Annotated in this window: 23 protein-coding genes and 1 pseudogene; 14 read left to right on the forward strand and 10 right to left on the reverse strand. The window is 33.5% G+C overall.

The annotated features are described in order from the left end of the window. Positions 1–141 precede the first annotated feature (141 nt). Complete coding sequence (locus ACVBFA_RS01950; protein ID WP_002458611.1) at positions 142–402, forward strand: hypothetical protein; 261 nt, start codon at positions 142–144, stop codon at positions 400–402. A 113-nt stretch (positions 403–515) separates the two neighbouring features. Next, a pseudogene (locus tag ACVBFA_RS01955) lies at positions 516–715 on the forward strand (XRE family transcriptional regulator). Between the two features lie 247 nt (positions 716–962). On the opposite strand, the gene rpsR reads toward ACVBFA_RS01955, so the two are convergent. The 3 genes from rpsR to rpsF are packed head-to-tail and all read right to left on the reverse strand — an operon-like array spanning position 963 to position 2,078. Next, positions 963–1,205, reverse strand: a complete 243-nt coding sequence (gene rpsR / locus ACVBFA_RS01960) for a 30S ribosomal protein S18 (protein WP_001831354.1) — start codon at positions 1,203–1,205, stop codon at positions 963–965. A gap of 44 nt (positions 1,206–1,249) precedes the next feature. Next, positions 1,250–1,759, reverse strand: a complete 510-nt coding sequence (ssb, locus tag ACVBFA_RS01965) for a single-stranded DNA-binding protein (RefSeq protein WP_002447681.1) — start codon at positions 1,757–1,759, stop codon at positions 1,250–1,252. 22 nt (positions 1,760–1,781) lie between these two features. Continuing rightward, a complete protein-coding gene (rpsF, locus tag ACVBFA_RS01970) occupies positions 1,782–2,078 on the reverse strand; it encodes a 30S ribosomal protein S6 (RefSeq protein WP_001831345.1) in 297 nt (98 codons plus the stop codon). Positions 2,079–2,462: 384 nt separating this feature from the next. On the opposite strand from rpsF, the gene ACVBFA_RS01975 reads away from it, so the two are divergent. Together ACVBFA_RS01975 and ACVBFA_RS01980 are read left to right on the forward strand one after the other, a co-directional pair. Then, on the forward strand, positions 2,463–3,272 hold the full coding sequence (locus ACVBFA_RS01975) for a GH25 family lysozyme (RefSeq protein ID WP_126122229.1): 810 nt from the start codon (positions 2,463–2,465) through the stop codon (positions 3,270–3,272). Positions 3,273–3,345: 73 nt separating this feature from the next. Continuing rightward, positions 3,346–3,537, forward strand: a complete 192-nt coding sequence (locus tag ACVBFA_RS01980) for a hypothetical protein (protein WP_001831355.1) — start codon at positions 3,346–3,348, stop codon at positions 3,535–3,537. 232 nt (positions 3,538–3,769) lie between these two features. Here ACVBFA_RS01980 and ychF read toward each other — a convergent pair whose 3' ends face one another. The 4 genes from ychF to ACVBFA_RS02000 all read right to left on the reverse strand — a co-directional run bounded on the left by ychF (position 3,770) and on the right by ACVBFA_RS02000 (position 6,977). Further along, on the reverse strand, positions 3,770–4,867 hold the full coding sequence (gene ychF / locus ACVBFA_RS01985) for a redox-regulated ATPase YchF (RefSeq protein WP_002447679.1): 1,098 nt from the start codon (positions 4,865–4,867) through the stop codon (positions 3,770–3,772). Continuing rightward, positions 4,867–5,082, reverse strand: coding sequence for a DUF951 domain-containing protein (locus ACVBFA_RS01990; protein WP_002447678.1), 216 nt, complete (start codon positions 5,080–5,082; stop codon positions 4,867–4,869). Before ACVBFA_RS01990 ends, ychF begins: the two co-directional genes overlap by 1 nt. A 20-nt stretch (positions 5,083–5,102) precedes the next feature. Continuing rightward, positions 5,103–5,978: a mechanosensitive ion channel family protein gene (locus ACVBFA_RS01995; protein WP_002458618.1), complete on the reverse strand. Its 876-nt coding sequence runs from the start codon at positions 5,976–5,978 to the stop codon at positions 5,103–5,105. Positions 5,979–6,134: 156 nt separating this feature from the next. Next, positions 6,135–6,977 (reverse strand): ParB/RepB/Spo0J family partition protein, encoded by an 843-nt coding sequence (locus tag ACVBFA_RS02000; RefSeq protein ID WP_002447676.1) that lies wholly within the window; start codon positions 6,975–6,977, stop codon positions 6,135–6,137. A gap of 727 nt (positions 6,978–7,704) precedes the next feature. Here ACVBFA_RS02000 and ACVBFA_RS02005 point away from each other — a divergent pair. From ACVBFA_RS02005 to ACVBFA_RS02025, 5 genes are read left to right on the forward strand one after another with little or no spacing between them, the layout of a single operon-like run. After that, the gene (locus tag ACVBFA_RS02005; RefSeq protein ID WP_002447675.1) at positions 7,705–8,808 is read left to right on the forward strand and encodes a PLP-dependent transferase; all 1,104 of its coding nucleotides are present in this window, start codon (positions 7,705–7,707) and stop codon (positions 8,806–8,808) included. Next, positions 8,805–9,980, forward strand: a complete 1,176-nt coding sequence (metC, locus tag ACVBFA_RS02010; RefSeq protein ID WP_002447674.1) for a cystathionine beta-lyase MetC — start codon at positions 8,805–8,807, stop codon at positions 9,978–9,980. Before ACVBFA_RS02005 ends, metC begins: the two co-directional genes overlap by 4 nt. Then, complete coding sequence (locus tag ACVBFA_RS02015; RefSeq protein ID WP_002458619.1) at positions 9,934–11,772, forward strand: bifunctional homocysteine S-methyltransferase/methylenetetrahydrofolate reductase; 1,839 nt, start codon at positions 9,934–9,936, stop codon at positions 11,770–11,772. The genes metC and ACVBFA_RS02015 overlap by 47 nt, the downstream gene beginning before the upstream one ends. After that, entirely contained in the window at positions 11,769–14,015 is a 2,247-nt protein-coding gene (gene metE, locus ACVBFA_RS02020; RefSeq protein ID WP_070845774.1) for a 5-methyltetrahydropteroyltriglutamate--homocysteine S-methyltransferase, read from the forward strand. Before ACVBFA_RS02015 ends, metE begins: the two co-directional genes overlap by 4 nt. 21 nt (positions 14,016–14,036) lie before the next feature. Then, a complete protein-coding gene (locus ACVBFA_RS02025; protein ID WP_126122231.1) occupies positions 14,037–14,780 on the forward strand; it encodes a cyclase family protein in 744 nt (247 codons plus the stop codon). 216 nt (positions 14,781–14,996) lie between these two features. Here ACVBFA_RS02025 and ACVBFA_RS02030 read toward each other — a convergent pair whose 3' ends face one another. From ACVBFA_RS02030 to ACVBFA_RS02040, 3 genes are all read right to left on the reverse strand, one after another. Continuing rightward, positions 14,997–16,181, reverse strand: a complete 1,185-nt coding sequence (locus tag ACVBFA_RS02030) for an acetyl-CoA C-acetyltransferase (protein ID WP_002491728.1) — start codon at positions 16,179–16,181, stop codon at positions 14,997–14,999. Positions 16,182–16,196: 15 nt separating this feature from the next. Continuing rightward, on the reverse strand, positions 16,197–16,409 hold the full coding sequence (locus tag ACVBFA_RS02035) for a hypothetical protein (protein WP_002447670.1): 213 nt from the start codon (positions 16,407–16,409) through the stop codon (positions 16,197–16,199). Positions 16,410–17,017: 608 nt separating this feature from the next. Next, positions 17,018–17,218, reverse strand: coding sequence for a sterile alpha motif-like domain-containing protein (locus ACVBFA_RS02040; RefSeq protein ID WP_001831332.1), 201 nt, complete (start codon positions 17,216–17,218; stop codon positions 17,018–17,020). 284 nt (positions 17,219–17,502) lie between these two features. On the opposite strand from ACVBFA_RS02040, the gene ACVBFA_RS02045 reads away from it, so the two are divergent. From ACVBFA_RS02045 to elxI1, 5 genes are all read left to right on the forward strand, one after another. Further along, positions 17,503–17,706 carry a helix-turn-helix transcriptional regulator gene (locus tag ACVBFA_RS02045; RefSeq protein ID WP_001831346.1) on the forward strand — a complete coding sequence of 68 codons (204 nt, stop codon included), beginning with the start codon at positions 17,503–17,505 and terminating at the stop codon, positions 17,704–17,706. Beyond that, entirely contained in the window at positions 17,703–18,437 is a 735-nt protein-coding gene (locus ACVBFA_RS02050; protein ID WP_002491718.1) for a DUF3169 family protein, read from the forward strand. Before ACVBFA_RS02045 ends, ACVBFA_RS02050 begins: the two co-directional genes overlap by 4 nt. Before the next feature lie 27 nt (positions 18,438–18,464). Further along, positions 18,465–19,307, forward strand: a complete 843-nt coding sequence (locus tag ACVBFA_RS02055) for an ABC transporter ATP-binding protein (RefSeq protein ID WP_002437236.1) — start codon at positions 18,465–18,467, stop codon at positions 19,305–19,307. Beyond that, positions 19,307–19,945, forward strand: coding sequence for an ABC-2 transporter permease (locus ACVBFA_RS02060; RefSeq protein WP_002447666.1), 639 nt, complete (start codon positions 19,307–19,309; stop codon positions 19,943–19,945). The genes ACVBFA_RS02055 and ACVBFA_RS02060 overlap by 1 nt, the downstream gene beginning before the upstream one ends. A 149-nt stretch (positions 19,946–20,094) precedes the next feature. Continuing rightward, positions 20,095–20,325 (forward strand): epilancin biosynthesis-related protein ElxI1, encoded by a 231-nt coding sequence (gene elxI1 / locus ACVBFA_RS02065; protein WP_070845771.1) that lies wholly within the window; start codon positions 20,095–20,097, stop codon positions 20,323–20,325. The last annotated feature ends 419 nt before the right edge of the window (positions 20,326–20,744 follow it).

Raw genomic sequence — 20,744 nt, forward strand, 5'->3', positions numbered from 1 at the left:
AAATTTTTATTTTACTGATAAAAGCTATTTTGCTTTTATTTTTTCAATATTTATTATTATCAACCTCAATCCTATTGTGTTAAGCTATTGAAGATGACTAAAATGAACTATTTCTAAAAATATTTAAAGTAGGTATTTTACATGCAACATAAAAATAAATTTCAACGTATTAACCAAATTATACAAATTATAGGTTTCCTTTCATTTTTAGCAATTCTCACTATCATTACACTTAACTTTTTTATAAAAGGACACTTACAAGGTCATTTTGAAATAGGTTTTAATATTCAAAGTAATCAAGTCTATGTAGTAACGACACTAATCATGGTTACAATCATCTGTACTATATTATCAGCTATTCTAAACATGCTTTCTAATAAAAAACAAAATTACAAACATTAAATTTTAATGATGGTGCTACAACTTCAAAGTATAACCCTTTAGATATGCTAATTGATAAAATGACATCTTGATGTCAACGTAGATACTTTCATCATGAATAGAAGATGTGGCACATAAATTTACATATTTTATATAACTTAAGAACTAAAAGACATATAGAGATTGAAGAATTAACTACTCAACTTAACAAGAAAAATGGCACGCATAACAAACCACTTCAAATTTGGGAATGGTAAGTCATTATCATGAATCAATATTTAAAGATGTCATGCACCTAACCCATTTTTTCAACGTACCTTATCAAATGCTTTAAAAAATAAATTAATGACGTAGTTTTAGGAAGGTAAATATAATAAACTAAGATGTTCCGTTTTAAACCACTTTACAACGCATAATCTTAACTCATTTTGGGATTCAATCTCATAACATCACTGAAAAATATCGTCAAAGGATATGTATCTAAAAATCTAGCTTTCAAATTCCCGCCCTTTTCAAATATTCCAAAACACAAAAACAACCCCGTAAGCCTATACTTACGGGGTTTTACAATAAATAATCTATTATTGTTCTTCTTTAACATATGGTAATAAAGCCATATGACGAGCACGTTTGATAGCTGTAGTCAACATACGTTGATATTTCGCTGAAGTGCCTGTTACACGACGTGGTAAAATTTTACCACGTTCTGAGATAAAACGTTTTAATAATTCAGTGTCTTTATAGTCGATGTGTGTAATACCATTTGCTGTGAAATAGCATACTTTTTTACGACGACGTCCGCCTCTTCTTGGTCCACCTGCCATGGTTAACTGCCTCCTTTGACTCATTTTATTTTATTCGTTCATTATTAGAATGGTAAATCATCATCACTGATATCAATCGGTCCATTAGCATTTGCAAACGGATTATCCGACTGATTTGAGTTTGATGAATTATTGTTGTTGTAAGACGTATTTTGTCCTGATTGCTGACCACCAAATCCTTGACCGTAGTCTTGGAAATTATTGTTCTGTGAACGTTGGCCACCTTGTTGTGCGTTTTTAGGTTCAAGGAATTGAACACTATCACATACGACTTCAGTAACAAAAATACGACGACCTTCTTGATTTTCATAACTACGTGATTGTATGCGACCATCAACGCCAGCTAAACTACCTTTAGACAAGTAGTTATTTACATTTTCTGCTTGTCTACGGAAGACTACACAGTTAATAAAGTCAGCTTCGCGTTCCCCTTGAGCATTCGTGAAAGTACGATTAACTGCTAGAGTAAATGTCGCTACACTTACGCCTGAGGGTGTGGTTCTGTATTCTGGATCTTTCGTTAGACGACCTACTAATACAACTCGATTTAACATTTAAACGCCCCCATCTAAATTATTACTTATCTTGGTCTTCACGGATAACGATGTAACGAATGATATCGTCATTAATCTTAGCTAAACGTTGGAATTCGTCAGTTGATTTATTGTTATCAGTTTTAATACGTACGATGTTATAGAAACCTTCTTTGAAATCATTGATTTCATAAGCTAGGCGACGTTTACCCCAGTCTTTTTCTTCTAAAACTTCTGATCCTTCTGAAGCTAAGATACCATTGAAACGTTCAACTAACGCTTTTTTAGCATCCTCTTCAATGTTAGGACGTACGATATACATAATTTCATATGTTCTCATAGTTTATTTGCACCTCCTTGTGGTCTATACGGCTTATCAACATTTAAAGTGATAAGCAAGGAATAATTTTCATTACTCACAGAAAAGAATTATAGCATAGAGCTTTACTTTTTACAATCAATTTCAGATGAATCTTACCCTTAAATATTGATGAGCATTATTTATTTTTGAAAATATCAATACAGATTATTGGTTTAAGACTCCTCTGAGACTTCCCTCGTTGTTCAAACGCAATCATCCTATTTATGTTATACGTTACTTTATATTCAAATTATATTAATGTTACTTAATAGATAGTTGATACTTTATTTTAGTTATAATAACATCAAAATTATATTTCATATAATTGCACTTAATACTAAATTCATTATAAAGGAGTCGTTTATGTTAAAGAAATTTTCTTACTCTATCATTTCACTTTCAATTTTAGCTACTAGCCTTAATTTTATAGATACTCAAGCACAAGCGTCTTCATCTTCTGTAAGCGAAAAAGGTACAATGGGGTATGGCTATCAACAATACTTAAAAGACCATCCTAAAAAGCAACCTCATAAAACACAAAATCGTTCTACTTTCTCTGCTGAATCTAATATGACTGAAACAAATAATGGTGAAAGAGTCTTAGATATTTCTGAATGGCAAGGACTTTTAACTAACGAACAAATAAAACAACTAAAGAAAAATTATGATTTTATTATTTTAAGAGCACAGTACGGTTCAGAATACGTTGATAAGACTTTTGAAAAAAATGCAGCATTATTAGAACAAAATAAAATGAAATACGGCGTGTACTCTTATAGCATGTACGAAAGTCCAAAAGATGCACGTTATGAAGCTAACACTTTATCTCAACGTGCCCCCAAAGCCGCCTTTTACATCAATGATTATGAAGAACAAACCGTTACATCCGGAGATGATGAAACAGCTACACAAGCATGGGCAAACGAAATGAGAAAGCTTGCTGGAAACAAGAAGATCCTTTTTTATTCATATGAAAACTTCATGTTAAATCATGCATCAAATGCTGTCAGTTCTTATGATGGCTACTGGTTAGCAGCATATCAAGCTAAGGAACCAAACCGAGAGAAAGTGCTATGGCAATATACAGATAGTTACTACTCTCCTGAATTAAATCAAAATGTCGATGCAAATTACATTGACGAAAATGTGAATTCGTCTTGGTTCACTTCATAAACACGAACACATACGAACAAAAACACTTCACTTTAACGAACATTTGTTCTAAAATACATATGAGGTGTTTTTCATGAGATTAAATTTAGATTGGAATAAAGATTTCCAAGAGTTTCAAGATATCTTAAATAGTGGCATTCACCCAGAATGGCTATACTGCGCTAAAGCAAATTTAGTTCTTGAACCCGCATACACTGGTGAGGGCAAACAATTTTTTAGTACACAAGACATCATTAAAGCAAGTAAAATCATTCCATTTTTTTAAGAATTTGGAATCCTTACATAAGAGCAATGAAAGTTTAATGGAAAGCTTCATTGCTCTATTAATCAATGATTCTATTTCCTAACTACAAATGATCGCCTCATTAATAGTTGTCATTGTAGTATGCAGATTAATTTATCTCCTAATTTTCAATTTTATTATCAAAAAAACACCCTAAAACTAGAATTTGCTTCTAATTTTAGAGTGCCTCATTAATATAAATACATGCTTTAAGTTAAACATTAAAACGGAAATGAACAATATCCCCATCTTGCATGATGTAATCTTTACCTTCTAAACGTTGTCTTCCCGCTTCTTTAGCACCATTTTCGCCACCATGTTGTACATAATCATCATAGCTTGTTACCTCTGCACGAATAAAACCACGTTCGAAATCGGTGTGAATAATTCCAGCACATTGTGGTGCAGTCATTCCTTGTTTAAATGTCCAAGCACGCACTTCTTGCACACCGGCAGTAAAGTAAGTAGATAAACCTAACAAATCATATGTTGTTCTAATGAGTCTGTCTAAACCTGGTTCTTCAATGCCTAAATCTTCTAAGAACATTTCTTTATCTTCATCATCTAATGTGGCGATTTCTTCCTCAATTTTTGCACTAATAACGATAACTTCTGAATCTTCGTTTGCTGCATATTCACGGATTGCTTTCACTTTATCATTATCTTTATCTCCAATTTCATCTTCACCAACATTAGCAATGTATAACATTTTCTTAGATGTTAATAACTGAGCTTGATTAACCCACTTTTGATCATCTTCATTGAAATCAATACTGCGTACTGGTTTACCGTCTTCTAACGCTTCTTTAATTTGTGTTAATATACGTAATTCCATCTCAGCTGTTTTATCTTTTTGGCGAGCCATCTTCTCTATTTTCGGTAAACGTTTTTCAACAGATTCTAAATCTGCTAAAACAAGTTCCATATTAATGACTTCTATGTCATCAAGCGGATTAACACGCCCTGATACATGTGTAACATTCTCATCGTCAAACGCACGAACCACCTGACATATAGCATCTACTTCACGAATATGTGAAAGAAATTTATTTCCTAAACCTTCGCCCTTAGATGCACCCTTAACAATACCTGCAATATCAGTAAACTCAAAAGTAGTAGGAATTGTTTTTTTAGGTTGGACCATTTCTTCTAATTTTATTAAACGTGAATCTGGCACTTCAACGATACCAACATTGGGATCAATCGTTGCGAAGGGATAGTTTGCTGCTAATGCGCCAGCTTTAGTAATTGCATTAAATAGGGTAGACTTACCTACGTTAGGCAAACCTACGATACCTGCTGTTAAAGCCATTATTCATTCTCCTTACTTTCTTTGTCTTGATGAAATTCAAGAACTTTTTTCATTTTCTTATTAAACACTTGCCGTGGAATCATGACACTGCGCTGACAATGTTCACATTTAATACGAATATCAGCGCCCATTCTAATAATCTTAAAACGATTTGTTCCACATGCATGTGGTTTTTTCATTTCTACTATATCATTTATTCCATACTTTGACGTCATGAAATGACCTCCAATGATGATTAGCTTTTTCCTTCATTATAATTTGAAATGACTGGTTGTGGCATGCGAATACCTTCTTGTCTAAACATTTTTTGAGTTTCTTTACGAATAATACGAGCGCCTGAAAATCCTTCACCAGGAATTGTTTCTGCTGAAATTCGTATAGTAACCTTATTAGATTCTATCGCATCAATGCCATCAACAACTGGATCGCTGACAAATAAGTAATATTTACTGCGTAAAGAAACAAATAAACGATTGAGTTTCTTTTCAACTTGATCTATATTTTCATCAACTGATACTGGTAGTTCTACAATAGCAGTCCCATTTGTAATTGAAAAGTTCGTAATTTCACCCATGCTACCATTAGGTAAAATAGTCAGTTCTCCTGAAATTGTATTAATTCGCGTTGATCTTAAACCAATAGATTTCACAGTACCTTCTGCTACCGTAGTTCCTGAACTATTAATTTTAACATAGTCACCCACATCAAATTGATTTTCAAAGATAATAAAGAAACCTGTAATAATATCTTTCACTATCGTTTGCGCACCGAAACCAACCGCAATACCTACAACTCCAGCACTAGCAATAATACCTTCGACGCTAATACCAAACTTACTTAAAATTGTTGTGATAACAACAAACCATACGATATATTTTACTATGTTTTGTACAAGAGAAATCAGTGTTTTTGAACGCTTTTTATTCCCTTTTTTACTTTTATTTTGAATTTTAAATGCTTGCTCAATAATCTTATTCAAAATTGCTATAACAACAATCGCTACAAGGATATAAATTAAAATCATTATTACTTTAGTAATTAAATTTTCATATGTTTCAACCTTTGTTAAAGGTTCGAACAATGAAGATAAAATATGTTTTAGTTGATTCATATATAATATGCCCTCCTTTTCATTTTTTTTCATAATTCATTTATTATAACTTAATTTATTCATTTAGATAATACGTCTATGGTTTTAAAATACTATCCTTTTGAGGGATATTTATAAAACTATGTATATGCTTCCTGTTTATAGAGGGCTAAACTTTTAATATTCCATATAATCTTTATTAAGTTGACGAATCAAGCGTTTGAATTCTGCTTCAGATTTAAATTCAAATGTGATTTTTCCAACATTTTTTGATGTCGAAATATCTACTTTCGTACCATATTGCTTTTTTAAAAATCTTTCCTGCTGTTGAATCATTTTCGGTTTACTTCCCTTAGTCTCTTTGTCAAGTTTCATTGAGATGTCTTTACTGACTAAACCATTGACATACTCCTCTAAATACCTTACACTCCAAGACTCCTGAGCAGCTTTTTTTGCCGTCTTTTTTATTTTACTGGCGTCTTTCAAAGTTAATAACGTACGCCCATGAGCACTAGATAACACCCCGTGTTGAACCATTTGAGCAACATTTTTAGGTAATTGTAATAATCTAAGCATATTGGCAATATAAGGACGTGACTTACCTAATCGTCTCGCAACTTCTTGTTGGGTAATGTTCAAATCTGTCATCATTTTTTTATAACTTTCTGCTTCTTCAATGGCATTTAAATCTTCTCTCTGTAAATTTTCAATAATTGCCAATTCCATCATATCTTCATCAGATAGTTCTTTAATAATAGCTGGCACTTCTGTTAATCCTGCCAACTTAGATGCTCTAAATCGTCGCTCACCCACAACAATATAGTAACCTTGAACAGTTTGACGTAATACAATAGGCTGTAGTATACCATGTTGTTGAATTGATGAAGCTAAATCATTGAGTCGTTCTTCTTCAAACGTCTTACGTGGCTGATAAGGATTAGGTCTAATTAATTCTAGTGCAATAAATTGCACACTATCATCATTATTCATTTTCAACCTCTGATCATCTGTATATGCCATCTCTTTTCCACATCTTTCTATCTTAGTTTAAGTACCTCTAATGAATAATCAATCCTCATTGATTCATTCCTTATTTTAAAAAAGTTCAATCCAATAATACAAGCCTTTCAAATTAATACTAACGGCTTAATATGAAGCTTATTACGTCATATATTTTCAGATGTATTTCTGATAATAAATTAATAGTTAAATCAAAATTTTCAGAAAAATCATTGACAAATAAATTCAAACTATGTAATCTATGTATTAACAATTTAAAAACATTTTACACACTGTAAAAAGGAAAGTAAAACTTACACTGCTTATACAGAGAGTCTTCACACGCTGAGAGAAGGCATTGAAAGAAAGTTTGAAAATGGCCTTGGAGTGTTGATGCCAATATGAGGTATCAACGGGTTCGCCCGTTATAGCGATACAGTATTAACATTGATGTTAAATGGCGTACTGGAAATTTTATACGTCACAATTTATCGTTAATACTCATTTATTCACATATGGATTAAATGAGTTTTTGTTTTATTTAATGATGTTACGATAAGAAAATTGTGTATCAGCTATTTTCAGTATACTGTTTTAACACTATGGCGTACTGATTGAGGTTACTTTAGTAATAAAGTAGCAAACAAAGGTGGTACCGCGAAGTTTAAGCTTTCGTCCTTTACATCCGAATCATTCGGGTCTAAAGGACGGAAGCTTTTTTATTTTTACTGAATAGGAGGAGCTAGCTATGAAGGATACAGATTTAGCTCAAATTGCTTTAACACAAGATCACACTGGCGCAATTGCCAATCCAATATATTTATCTACTGCATATCAGCATCCTCACCTAGGTGAATCAACAGGCTATGATTATACACGAACGAAAAACCCAACAAGAACAGCCTTTGAAGAAGCTTTTGCACAGCTTGAAAAAGGCATTGCTTCATTTGCTACTTCCAGTGGTATGGCAGCGATTCAGTTAATATGCAATATATTCAAACCAGGTGATGAAATTCTCGTTGCATTTGACCTTTATGGTGGAACGTTTCGGTTATTCGATTTTTACGAAAAACAATATGGATTGAAGTTTAAATATGTAGACTTTTTAAATTATGAAGAAGTGGAAAAAAATATCACGCCACAAACTAGAGCATTATTTATTGAACCAATCTCAAATCCGCAAATGATTGAAATTGATGTAGAACCATATTATATCCTTAGCAAAAAACATCAACTGTTAACAATTATCGACAACACTTTTTTAACACCTTATCTTTCGACACCACTCGAAGAAGGTGCAGATATCGTTCTGCATTCAGCAACAAAATACATTGGCGGACATAACGATGTGTTAGCTGGAGTTGTAACTGTTAAAGATGCTCAATTAGCTGAACAATTGAATCAATTCCATAATATGATTGGAGCAACGCTATCACCTCTTGATAGTTATCTTTTACAAAGAGGTTTAAAGACATTACATCTTCGCATAGAGCGTTCCCAAGAAAACGCTCAAAAACTCGCACAACGATGTCGCCAGTCAGATTCAATTGATGAAGTTTTATATAGCGGACGAACAGGCATGCTTAGTTTAAGACTGAACCAAGCATATAGTGTCGCTAAATTTTTAGAAAATTTAGATATTTGCATATTCGCAGAAAGTTTAGGTGGTACAGAAACATTTATCACCTTCCCTTATACACAAACACACGTGGATATGCCAGATGAGGAAAAAGACAAACGTGGCATTGATGAATATCTCATCAGATTATCCGTAGGTATAGAAGATTATAACGATATAGAAGCTGACATAATTCAAGCATTAGAGAATTCTAAAGTAGGAGTGATTTCATGAGTTTATCTAAAGAAACAGAAGTAATATTCGATGTACGTAGAGGTAAAGACTACGACTCAGCTAACCCACCACTTTACGATTCATCTACGTTCCATCAAAAAGTGTTAGGTGGTGAGAGTCAATATGATTACGCACGAAGTGGTAACCCTAACCGAACTTTACTTGAAGAGAAACTGGCACGCTTAGAAGGTGGTAAATATGCATTTGCTTATGCTTCAGGCATTGCCGCAATTTCAGCCGTTTTACTCACATTAAACGCAGGGGATCATGTTGTTTTACCTGATGATGTTTACGGGGGGACATTTAGATTAACTGAACAAATACTCAATCGATTCAATATTGAATTTACTACAGTTAACGCCACACATATAGATCATATCGCTGAAGCTATTCAATCAAACACAAAACTCATCTATGTAGAGACACCTTCAAATCCACTTTTCAAAATTACAGATATTCATGCTGTAGCAACGCTAGCAAAGGAACATAAGTTACTATTAGCTGTTGATAATACGTTTATGACACCTTTGGGTCAATCACCTTTAGCACTAGGCGCTGACATAGTTATTCATAGTGCAACTAAATTTCTAGGTGGACATAGCGATTTAATCGCAGGTGCAGCAATTACTAATAATAGAGAGGTTGCAAATGCATTGTACTTATTACAGAACGGCACGGGCACAGCCCTTTCTGCTTATGATAGTTGGGCACTTGCAAAACATCTTAAAACATTACCAGTTCGTTTTAAACAATCTGTTCATAATGCTGAACGTCTTGTTCAATTTTTGAGTCAAAGAGAGGAGATTTCTGAGGTGTATTACCCAGGAAATAATCCTACACACCTCAAGCAAGCTTCAACTGGAGGTGCAGTGATAGGTTTCCGACTTAAAGATGAATCTAAAGCACAAAAGTTCGTCGATTCTCTTACTTTACCGCTTGTATCAGTGAGTCTCGGTGGTGTAGAAACTATCCTATCACATCCCGCAACAATGTCTCATGCAGCAGTGCCAGAAGATGTGAGACGTGAACGTGGCATCACTTTCGGGTTATTCCGTTTAAGTGTAGGTCTTGAGAATCCAGAAGAACTCATCGCAGATTTTAACTACGCTTTAAAGGAGGCTTTCAATGAGTCATTTACTGAACCAATTAAAGAGCAACGTTTTAGTAGCTGATGGCGCTATTGGAACAATATTCTACTCGGAAGGACTTGATACTTGTCCGGAAGCCTACAACCTTACTCATCCAGATAAGGTCGAGCGGATTCATCGTTCTTATATCGAAGCTGGTGCAGACGTCATTCAAACGAATACGTATGGTGCCAACTTTGAAAAATTAAAGTCCTTTGGTCTTGAACATAAAGTTAAAGAAATTCACCAAGCTGCAGTTCAAATTGCCAAACGTGCAGCAAATGAGGACACAATTATACTTGGAACGGTAGGTGGATTTAGAGGCGTCCGGCAAGAGGATATCAGTCTTTCAACAATTCAATATCATACAGAACTTCAAATCGATACATTAATTGATGAAGGTGTAGATGCCCTTTTATTTGAAACTTATTACGATTTAGATGAATTAACTCGCATCGTCACTGCCACACGACAAAAATACGATATTCCAATCATCGCTCAACTCACCGCTTCAAATACGAATTACTTAGTTGATGGCACTGAAATTAATGAGGCATTGAAATACGTAGTTGAATGTGGCGCCAATGTAGTTGGATTAAATTGTCACCATGGCCCACACCATATGCAACGATCATTTTCACATATAGAACTTCCTAAACATGCGTATTTATCGTGTTATCCAAACGCGAGTTTATTAGATATCGAGAATAGTGAATTCAAATATAGTGATAATGCTCAATATTTCGGAGATATAGCTCAAGAATTAATTAATGAGGGAGTCAGATTGATAGGTGGTTGTTGTGGCACAACACCTGAACACATTCGCTATATTAAATCAGCAGTTAAACATTTAAAACCCGTTAAAGATAAAAAGGTAATCCCTATTAATAAAGCTTCATCTCAAAAGCAAGCGCGAGTTCTTAAACAAAACCTTACTTCTAAAGTTAAAAATGGCCCAACAGTCATCGTAGAACTTGATACACCCAAACATTTGGATACTGATACATTTTTCGATAATGTAGGCAAATTAGATGAAGCTGGCATAGATGCTGTTACATTGGCGGATAATTCGTTAGCTACCGTAAGAGTAAGTAACATCGCAGCGGCAAGTTTAATCAAACAACGCTACGATATTGAGCCTCTTGTACATGTAACATGTCGTGACCGTAATTTAATAGGATTACAGTCTCATCTTCTAGGTTTATCACTCATTGGTGTCAATGAAATACTGGCTATTACCGGAGATCCTTCTAAAGTAGGTCATTTACCCGGAGCTACAAATGTCTATGATGTGAACTCAAAAGGCCTTACAGAACTTGCACTAAGATTTAACAAAGGTATTAACACTGACGGCGATGCGCTGAAGAAACATACTAACTTTAACATCGCTGGTGCGTTTGATCCTAACGTACGAAAATTAGATGGAGCCATTAAACGACTTGAAAAGAAAGTAGCAAGTGGCATGAGTTATTTCATAACTCAACCCGTTTATAGTAAAGAAAAAATTATTCAAGTATATGAAGAAACAAAACATTTAAATACACCTTTCTTCATAGGTATCATGCCAATCGCAAGTTATAACAACGCACTTTTCTTACATAATGAAGTGCCCGGCATCAAAATGTCAGACGATGTACTTAACCAATTCAAAGCTGTTAAAGATGATAAAGAAAAGACTAAAGAATTAAGTTTAAGACTTTCTAAAGAACTCATTGATACAGTACACGAATACTTCAACGGTCTGTACATTATTACACCTTTCCAAAAGGTAGATTATTCGTTGGAACTCGCAGCATACTCTAAATCAATCACTGCCAACAAGGAGGCAATATTATGACAACAATTAAAACTTCAAACTTAGGATTCCCAAGATTAGGTAGAAAAAGAGAATGGAAAAAAGCAATTGAAAATTATTGGGCACATAAAATTGACAAAGCAGAATTAGATCAAACACTGACTGATTTACACAAAGAAAATCTTTTACTTCAGAAAAATTATCATCTTGATAGCATTCCAGTTGGAGATTTCTCTTTATATGATCATATTTTAGATACGTCTTTATTGTTCAATATTATCCCTGAACGTTTCCAAGGACGCGAAGTCAATGATGATTTATTATTTGATATTGCTCGTGGTAACAAAGAGCATGTTGCAAGTGCACTTATTAAATGGTTTAACACCAACTATCACTACATTGTACCTGAATGGGACAACGTAGAACCTAAAGTTGAAAAAAATACGTTATTAGAACGTTTTAAATATGCACAATCAATTAATGTAAATGCGCATCCTGTAATTGTTGGTCCTATCACATTTGTAAAATTATCAAAAGGTGGTCATCAATCGTTCGAGGAAAAAGTTGAAACATTACTTCCTTTATATAAAGAAGTTTTACAGTCACTTGTAGATGCAGGTGCTGAGTATATTCAAATTGACGAGCCTATTCTAGTGACTGATGATAGCGAAAGTTATGAAGACATTACTAGAAAAGCATACGACTATTTCTCAGATGAAGGTTTAGGAAAATACCTCGTTATTCAAACTTACTTTGAACGTGTTCACTTAAAATTCTTAAGTTCATTACCAGTAAGCGGTTTAGGATTAGATTTGGTACACGATAACGGCTATAACTTAAAACAAATTGAAGCTGGTGATTTCGATCAAAGTAAAGCACTTTATGCAGGAATCATTGATGGCCGAAATGTATGGGCTGCTGATATTGAAGCGAAAAAACAACTAATCGAAACATTACAACAACACACACAACAGTTAGTCATTCAACCCTCATCATCACTTCTACATGTTCCAGTATCACTAGATGATGAAACACTTGATGAATCTATTGCAGAAGGATTAAGTTTTGCTACTGAAAAGTTAGATGAATTAGATGCATTGCGTCGCTTGTTTAATGATGATGACCCGTCAAAATATGAACATTACAAAGCTCGTTATGAACGCTTCCAAAGTCAATCATTTAAAAATCTTGAATACGATTTTGAAAGTGTACCGACACATCGTAAATCACCATTTGCTAAACGCAAGCAATTACAAAACCAACGTCTAAATTTACCAGATTTACCTACGACTACGATTGGTTCATTCCCTCAAACTCGTGAAGTCCGTAAATTTAGAGCAGATTGGAAAAATAATCGCATTACAGACGCTGAGTATCAAGAATTTTTACAAAATGAAATCGCTCGTTGGATTAAAATCCAAGAAGATATTGGTTTAGACGTACTTGTACACGGTGAGTTTGAACGTAACGACATGGTTGAATTTTTTGGGGAAAAACTTCAAGGTTTCCTAGTAACAAAATTCGGTTGGGTACAGTCTTACGGTTCTCGTGCAGTTAAACCACCAGTTATATATGGAGATGTGAAGTGGACTGCTCCACTTACTGTAAAAGAAACAGTATACGCGCAAAGCTTAACTGACAAACCAGTAAAAGGTATGCTTACAGGTCCAGTTACTATTCTAAACTGGTCATTTGAACGCGTAGATGTACCTAGAAAGGTTGTTCAAGATCAAATTGCCTTAGCCATTGATGAAGAAGTGTTAGCTTTAGAAGAAGCAGGTATCAAAGTCATTCAAGTTGACGAACCAGCGTTGCGTGAAGGCTTACCTCTACGTTCTGAATATCACGAACAATATTTAGAAGATGCTGTACATTCATTTAAATTAGCAACATCATCTGTGCATGATGAAACACAAATTCATACACATATGTGCTATTCTCAATTTGGACAAATCATTCATGCCATCCATGATTTAGATGCAGACGTTATTTCTATTGAAACTTCTCGTAGTCACGGAGACTTAATTCAAGATTTCGAAGATATTAATTATGATTTAGGAATTGGATTAGGTGTTTACGATATTCACAGTCCACGTATTCCAACCGAAGAAGAGATTACCACTGCAATTAATCGTTCATTACAACAAATTGACCGTTCTCTATTCTGGGTTAACCCAGACTGTGGTCTAAAAACACGTAAAGAAGATGAAGTGAAAGATGCATTAACAGTGTTAGTCAATGCAGTTAAAAAGAAACGTCAAGAATCTGAATCAACAACAGCATAATACGAGCTAGAGGTGAGACAAATGTCACAGTATCCACTTTGGAATCAATTAAATACTTTAAAAGAGGCTCAGTGGGTCGATTTAACACATACTTTCGACCCAAATATCCCTCGTTTTAGCGAATTTGAAAAAGGTGAAGTCTCAACGCTATTCAATGTTAAAGATCATGGGTTTTATGTACAACGTTGGAGTATCGTAACTCAATATGGAACACACATTGATGCTCCAATCCATTTCGTTGAAAATAAAAGATATTTAGAAGAATTAGATTTAAAAGAACTTGTTTTACCATTAATTGTTTTAGATTATTCTAAAGAAGCTGCACAAAATTCAGATTTTATCGTATCACGTAAACATTTAGAAGACTGGGAACAACAACACGGTCGCATTGAAGCAGGTACTTTTGTCGCATTACGTACTGATTGGTCAAAACGTTGGCCAGATATAGAAAAATTTGAAAATAAAGATGTAGATGGCTATCAACATCTTCCAGGTTGGGGCCTTGATGCATTAAAATTTCTCATTGAAGAACGTGGTGTTAAATCCATAGGTCACGAAACATTTGATACTGATGCCTCAATTGATACAGCTAAAAATGGTGACATTGTTGGCGAAAGATATATCTTAGGGCAAGACACATTCCAAGTCGAATTACTTACCAATTTAGATCAATTACCTACCAGAGGTGCAATTATCTATGCAATCAGTCCAAAACCAAAAGATGCACCAGGCTTTCCAGTTCGTGCATTCGCAATAAAACCTTAATTAATGTCTTTCATCTAGCGTTCTCAACCACGTGGTGTTCAAGTTGTGCACAAACGCTATGATATGATTCCATTAATGTTCATCATCATAAGATTTTAATAGCAATGAAATCTTTCTAACTAAGTAAAAAGCTATAAACGAAGTTTTTAAAACGACTTCGTTTATAGCTTTTTTAATACACATTTTTATTATATAAAAACCGTGCTCCACTAAATATTAAACGCCATATTTAGATACAAGCGTAGCGATACCTTGACCGCCTCCGATACATAAAGATGCCACACCTGTTGGCTTAGCATCACTTAATTGATGTAATAATGAAACTAAAGTGCGTGCACCCGAAGCCCCTATTGGATGTCCTAGTGCAATCGCACCACCATTAACATTGACTTTATCTTGCGGTAATTGCAACTCACGATTTACAGCAATTGATTGTGCTGCAAAAGCTTCGTTTAATTCAAAAATATCAACATCATCTATCACTTTATTAGAACGTTTTAAAGCTTTACGTATCGCTTCAACTGGACCAATGCCCATAATTGAAGGCGCCACACCACTCGCACCAAAACTATCTAATACAGCTATAGGTTGTATTCCCAAAGCTTTCGCTTTGTCCTCCGTCATAACGAGCATAGCAGCAGCACCGTCATTGATACCAGATGCATTACCAGCAGTTACTGATCCATCTTTTTTAAATGCTGGGCGGAGTTGTGCTAACTTATCAATTGTCGTTTGAGGTCTAATGCCTTCATCTTGAGAAATCATTAGGGGATCACCTTTACGTTGTGGTACCTCTACAGGTACAATTTCAGCATCAAACACACCTGCTTGTTGTGCACGTGATGCTTTTTGTTGGGAATCGAATGCAAATTGATCTTGTTCTTTACGACTAATCTGATACTGTTCAACTAGATTTTCGGCTGTGATGCCCATATGGTAGTCATTAAACTTATCAGTTAAACCATCAGCTATCATACTATCTTCTAAAGTTTGATTTCCCATTTTAAAACCGAAACGACTATTTTTAAGCAGCATTGGAGATTGAGACATACTTTCCATGCCTCCAGCGATAACAATCTCATTATCTCCCGCTACAATAGATTGATAGGCAAGTTGAATCGCTTTTAATCCAGAACCGCAAACTTTATTTACAGTAAAAGAAGGTACCGCTTCTGGCACACCACCATGAATCGCAGCAATACGAGCAGGATTTTGTCCTTGACCTGCCTGTAACACGTTCCCTAGAATAACTTCATTGATTTCATTAGGATCTATTTGACTATGTTCTAAAATTTGACGAATAACTGTTGCACCTAGTTCATAGGCAGGTATATCCTTAAATGCACCACCAAACACGCCTATAGGTGTTCGATATGCTTCAGCTAATACTATGCGTGACATGTCATATTCATCTCCTTAATATAACTTATACTTTTCTAAAAATGAGGGAAGAAGCAAACCTTCTTTTCTTATTGTCATTATATTTGGATATTCAAATCTATTATTTAAGAGTTTATCTCTTACCTTCATTGTATTTAAATGAGTATTACATACTTTAATTGTAGTAAACACATTCCACATTATATTACCAAATTTACATAGAAAAATTCCATTATGATCTATCGTCATCAAATGCATCACTTTCTTTCTAAGCAATGATCAATTTTAATTTCAGAATCACTTTCATTTCACTAAATATAGTTAATTCATTGCTGTAAAAAAGAGGAAACCATAAAAGAAATACTCATGTCTATACAAACGGGGTAGTCTAACCGTCCCACTTAACACAAGGCATCTTTATAAGATTTCCTCAACATCTACTATTATATCTACGATGATTTAACATTTCTAAGTTTTATTATGCAATCAATACTTACTTTCCTTTATATTTGTCACCCATGCTTCATAATAGAAACAACATATTCTACACTTATCTTTCCTATCAATTCACTGGTAAAGTGTTTTTAGAATCACCAACATCTTTGATAATAGATTAAGAAGCCGTATTTAAGCGTCTTGATGTCCCATAGACTTTTATGAATAAGTATAAAACGATCGCCATTGTTAAAAAACAGTTGAGACATATCATCTATTATTTATTCAAAACACGAAATCATTGATTTATCTGCACTATTTTTCCGAAAATGAATCCTATCAACGTATATGTATAAAAATTACATTAAAAGATTTTGACTAAAACCCTGATTTATTCAACAACCTTTTAATATAGATGAAAATTATTTATTTTGATACTGCTTAATCGCATCTTGTATCGTATCGTGTAAACTAGGTTCTTGTAACCAATGTTGGAACTTTTCCATAATTTCCCTTGGGGTCGTAATGTTTTCAGGAAAATTAATATCTTTCATACCTTCAAACAAATCTCCAAAATGACTTTTCTCACCTTCAAAATTCTTCATAAAACGATAAAAGCTCAATACCTAAACCTCCTATATTTTGCAACAATAGGTATATATTACCAAAATGAAGGCATTTACAAAATACATTTGTTTAAATTTAAGTAAAAAATTAATAGTTGAGGTCTTATTTATATGTTAAAAGTATTTCTTTTTTAAAACTAATAAATTTTATTAAAACTTGTGGTACTAAAAATCAATTTTATACAACCCCTAAAGAGTATAATATATATGTCATTTTGACTAATATACTTGTCATAATGACAAATATATTATATAGTTTATATGTAAGGAAGTGATACAATTTGCGCAATAGACTTAAAGAATTACGAGCCCGTGATGGATATAATCAAACAGAGCTTGCTAAAAAAGCTGGAATATCACGACAAACGGTGTCTTTAATAGAACGCAACGATTTTACACCATCTATATTAACCGCAATAAAAATTGCAAGAATTTTTGGTGAACCTGTTGAAGATATCTTTATTATGGAGGAGGAAGACTTTTGAAAATAAAAAGGTATGCACTTCTATGTTTATTAGGAGGATTAGTTGGAGGCATCATCGGATACATCATAGGAGCTATTAACTGGGAGAAGTTATTTAATTATGCACAGTTCGCTAACTTTAAAGTTGTGCTTTATACAACCATCGTAGCATCATTAATAAATGTTATACTCACTGTGTATTTATTTATAGTCCAAAATGCGTCACTTCACTATAAAGCTAAAATTGACGCAAATATTTCAGATGATTTAGCAGATACATATGAAAATAAATCATACACCAAATCATTGAAAGTAAGATTTATTTACACAATGCAATTAATTGTCGCTTTTATTGCAATTTTAATACCCGTCATAGGAAATGCATCTGACAATCACATTGCTCTAATAATGATTCCTTTCATTATTACAATCATTTCATCCATAATGATTGGGATATTTTATAGAAAATTTGATGCTCGATACCCTAAATTAGGAGAGAAACATTACACTGAAAAAGCATTTAATATTATGGACGAAGGAGAGCGATACATCACACTCGTTTCCTTGTATAAAGTGCACCAGCAAAATATTGTATTACTTTTTATAGGAATTATGATGTTGGGGATATTCTCAATAACTACAGGCATGAATCAATCACTAGGCATGATTTTGTTCATCATTTTATTTATCTATAATTCATTGGGATATTTACTGAAAGTCAGTAATTTTTATAAATCAGAACAGAAATCCTAAAACTATTTTAAAGAAAAGGAGTAAATTATGGAAAACTTATTAGAAGTTCAGCAACTCAATAAATCATATAAGAATTCAGAATTTCAGCTTACTGACATCACATTCTCTGTTAAACCTGGCGAGGTAGTGGGTTTAATTGGAAAAAATGGTTCAGGTAAGTCTACCCTCATTAATACTCTTGTAGGAAATAGACATAAAGATAATGGTTCACTGAAATTCTTCGATAAAGAGGTGACAGAGAACGACTTCAAATATAAAGAACATTTAGGCGTAGTTTTTGATGATTTACGTGTTCCAGATAAATTAACTCTACAATCTATCAATAAAGTTTTTACTGAAATATATGATGCTTGGAACAGTGATACATTCTTTTCTTTAATCAAAGCATTTGAACTACCAACAAATAATCAAATTAAGACATTCTCAAGAGGAATGCGTATGAAAGCAGCTTTAACAATTGCTTTAAGCCATGATGCTAAATTATTAATCTTAGATGAAGCTACAGCAGGTATGGACGTATCAGGACGTGAACATGTGTTAGAAATTCTAGAGGATTATTTAGGAGACGATCGTGCCATATTAATTTCATCACATATTTCTGAAGATATTGAACAGCTAGCTACTCAGCTCGTTTTTATGCGTGATGGTCGAATTATTTTAAAAGAAAGTAAAGAAGTTTTATTGAGCCAATACGGTATCATCGATCAACCAGTTGAGCATTTCAATATTTCAAATGAGTATCTAATCGCAACGCGCAGACGTAATGATCGACAAATCAGTTTAGTGAATAACTATCAAAAAGTACCTGATGCACAACCACTAAAGACAATCGATGATGCAACTAAAATTATTATGCGAGGTGAAGTATAATGAAAGGTCTTACTCTTAGTATATTTTATACAGCTAAAAAATCATTTTTCATCTACTTAGTAGTCGGAATTATTGCTGCAGTCGTTTTCTCATTTTTAAATCCAACGATGAACAGCTTTCTTGCTATCATTTTTTTAATATCTCCTATTACGGATAACTTCAAACGTGAAAAGGACTCAAGATGGATGAATTACATATCCACACTTCCTGTTAGAAGAGCTGATTATGTTAAAAGTTATTATACTATTTTTCTCTTGTGTGCATTAGTTGGGATACTTGCAGGTGTACCTAGTGTCGGTCTAATCACACAAAGTTTAAGTATGGTATTCATTTCACTATGTGTTGCCATTGGTGGCGCAGGGACTTTCTCCATTATGTTTCCTCTAACATTCAAATTCGGTTCTGAAAATTCAAATGTCATTGTGATGACTACAACATTTGCTGTCATTATTATCTATTTCTTATTCTATATCGCATCAATGATATTGAGTAATCAAACAGGAAGCGGCTCTATGATTACAATGCTGAGCAACACACAAAGCTATGTTGTATATTCCATTTATGGAATACTTGGATTGATTTCAATGATTATCTCTTATATTTTATCGATTAAAATTTTTAACAAACAAGAACTATAATATTTAATCTCCCTAAATTTTCGGTAATTGAAAATTCAGGGGGTTATTTATATCATTTAAGTTTTTAATAATTTATTTGCATTTAAAGATAATTATTTATTAATATATTTATAAATAGTTAATTAAAAATGGGATAAAGGAGTACTTTAATGACAATATTAACTAAAGTTTTAGATACTTTAACAGGCATATGTGTTGCTTTATTGTTTACCAAGTATTTTGTAAATTATGCAAATGATATGTTTGACTGGCACTTAAGATGGTATTTCCTAGAAAATGTACCTCACTTAGCGCTCATTTTGTTTATTCTAGTATTTATCTTTGCTGTTCCTTCTGAAATGATTAAAGATAAAAATAAGAAAAAGCATAATGATTCATAATCAATAAGTATATGACCATCATATTTTAAGTGTCACTGGCTCAATAGAACCCAACTTATCGGATTAGATGATAAATAAATGTATCTCGTAGGAGCTTAAAAAGAAAGAGGCACGCTTTTCCTATACTAATCTCGAACTACTTTATACACATTCGTTATTTACTCTAAATCATTGCTCTTTATTTCGGTCAAAAAGGGCCTACTGCATTCGAACTAAATTTCGAGTTATTAGTTGAATTATCAATCCTTTCGTATATCAATGTCTCCAATCAACTCTAGATTCATCTTACTTCTCAGTTTTTACAGCTAATACACTGATATGTTTATATATATGTATTAAAGGAACAGATTAAAAAAGAGAAGATCCATATACATTAAATTTTAACTAAAACTTGTGATAACTTTTATCTTTAATGCATA

This window comes from Staphylococcus sp. MSU001, assembly GCF_052976705.1.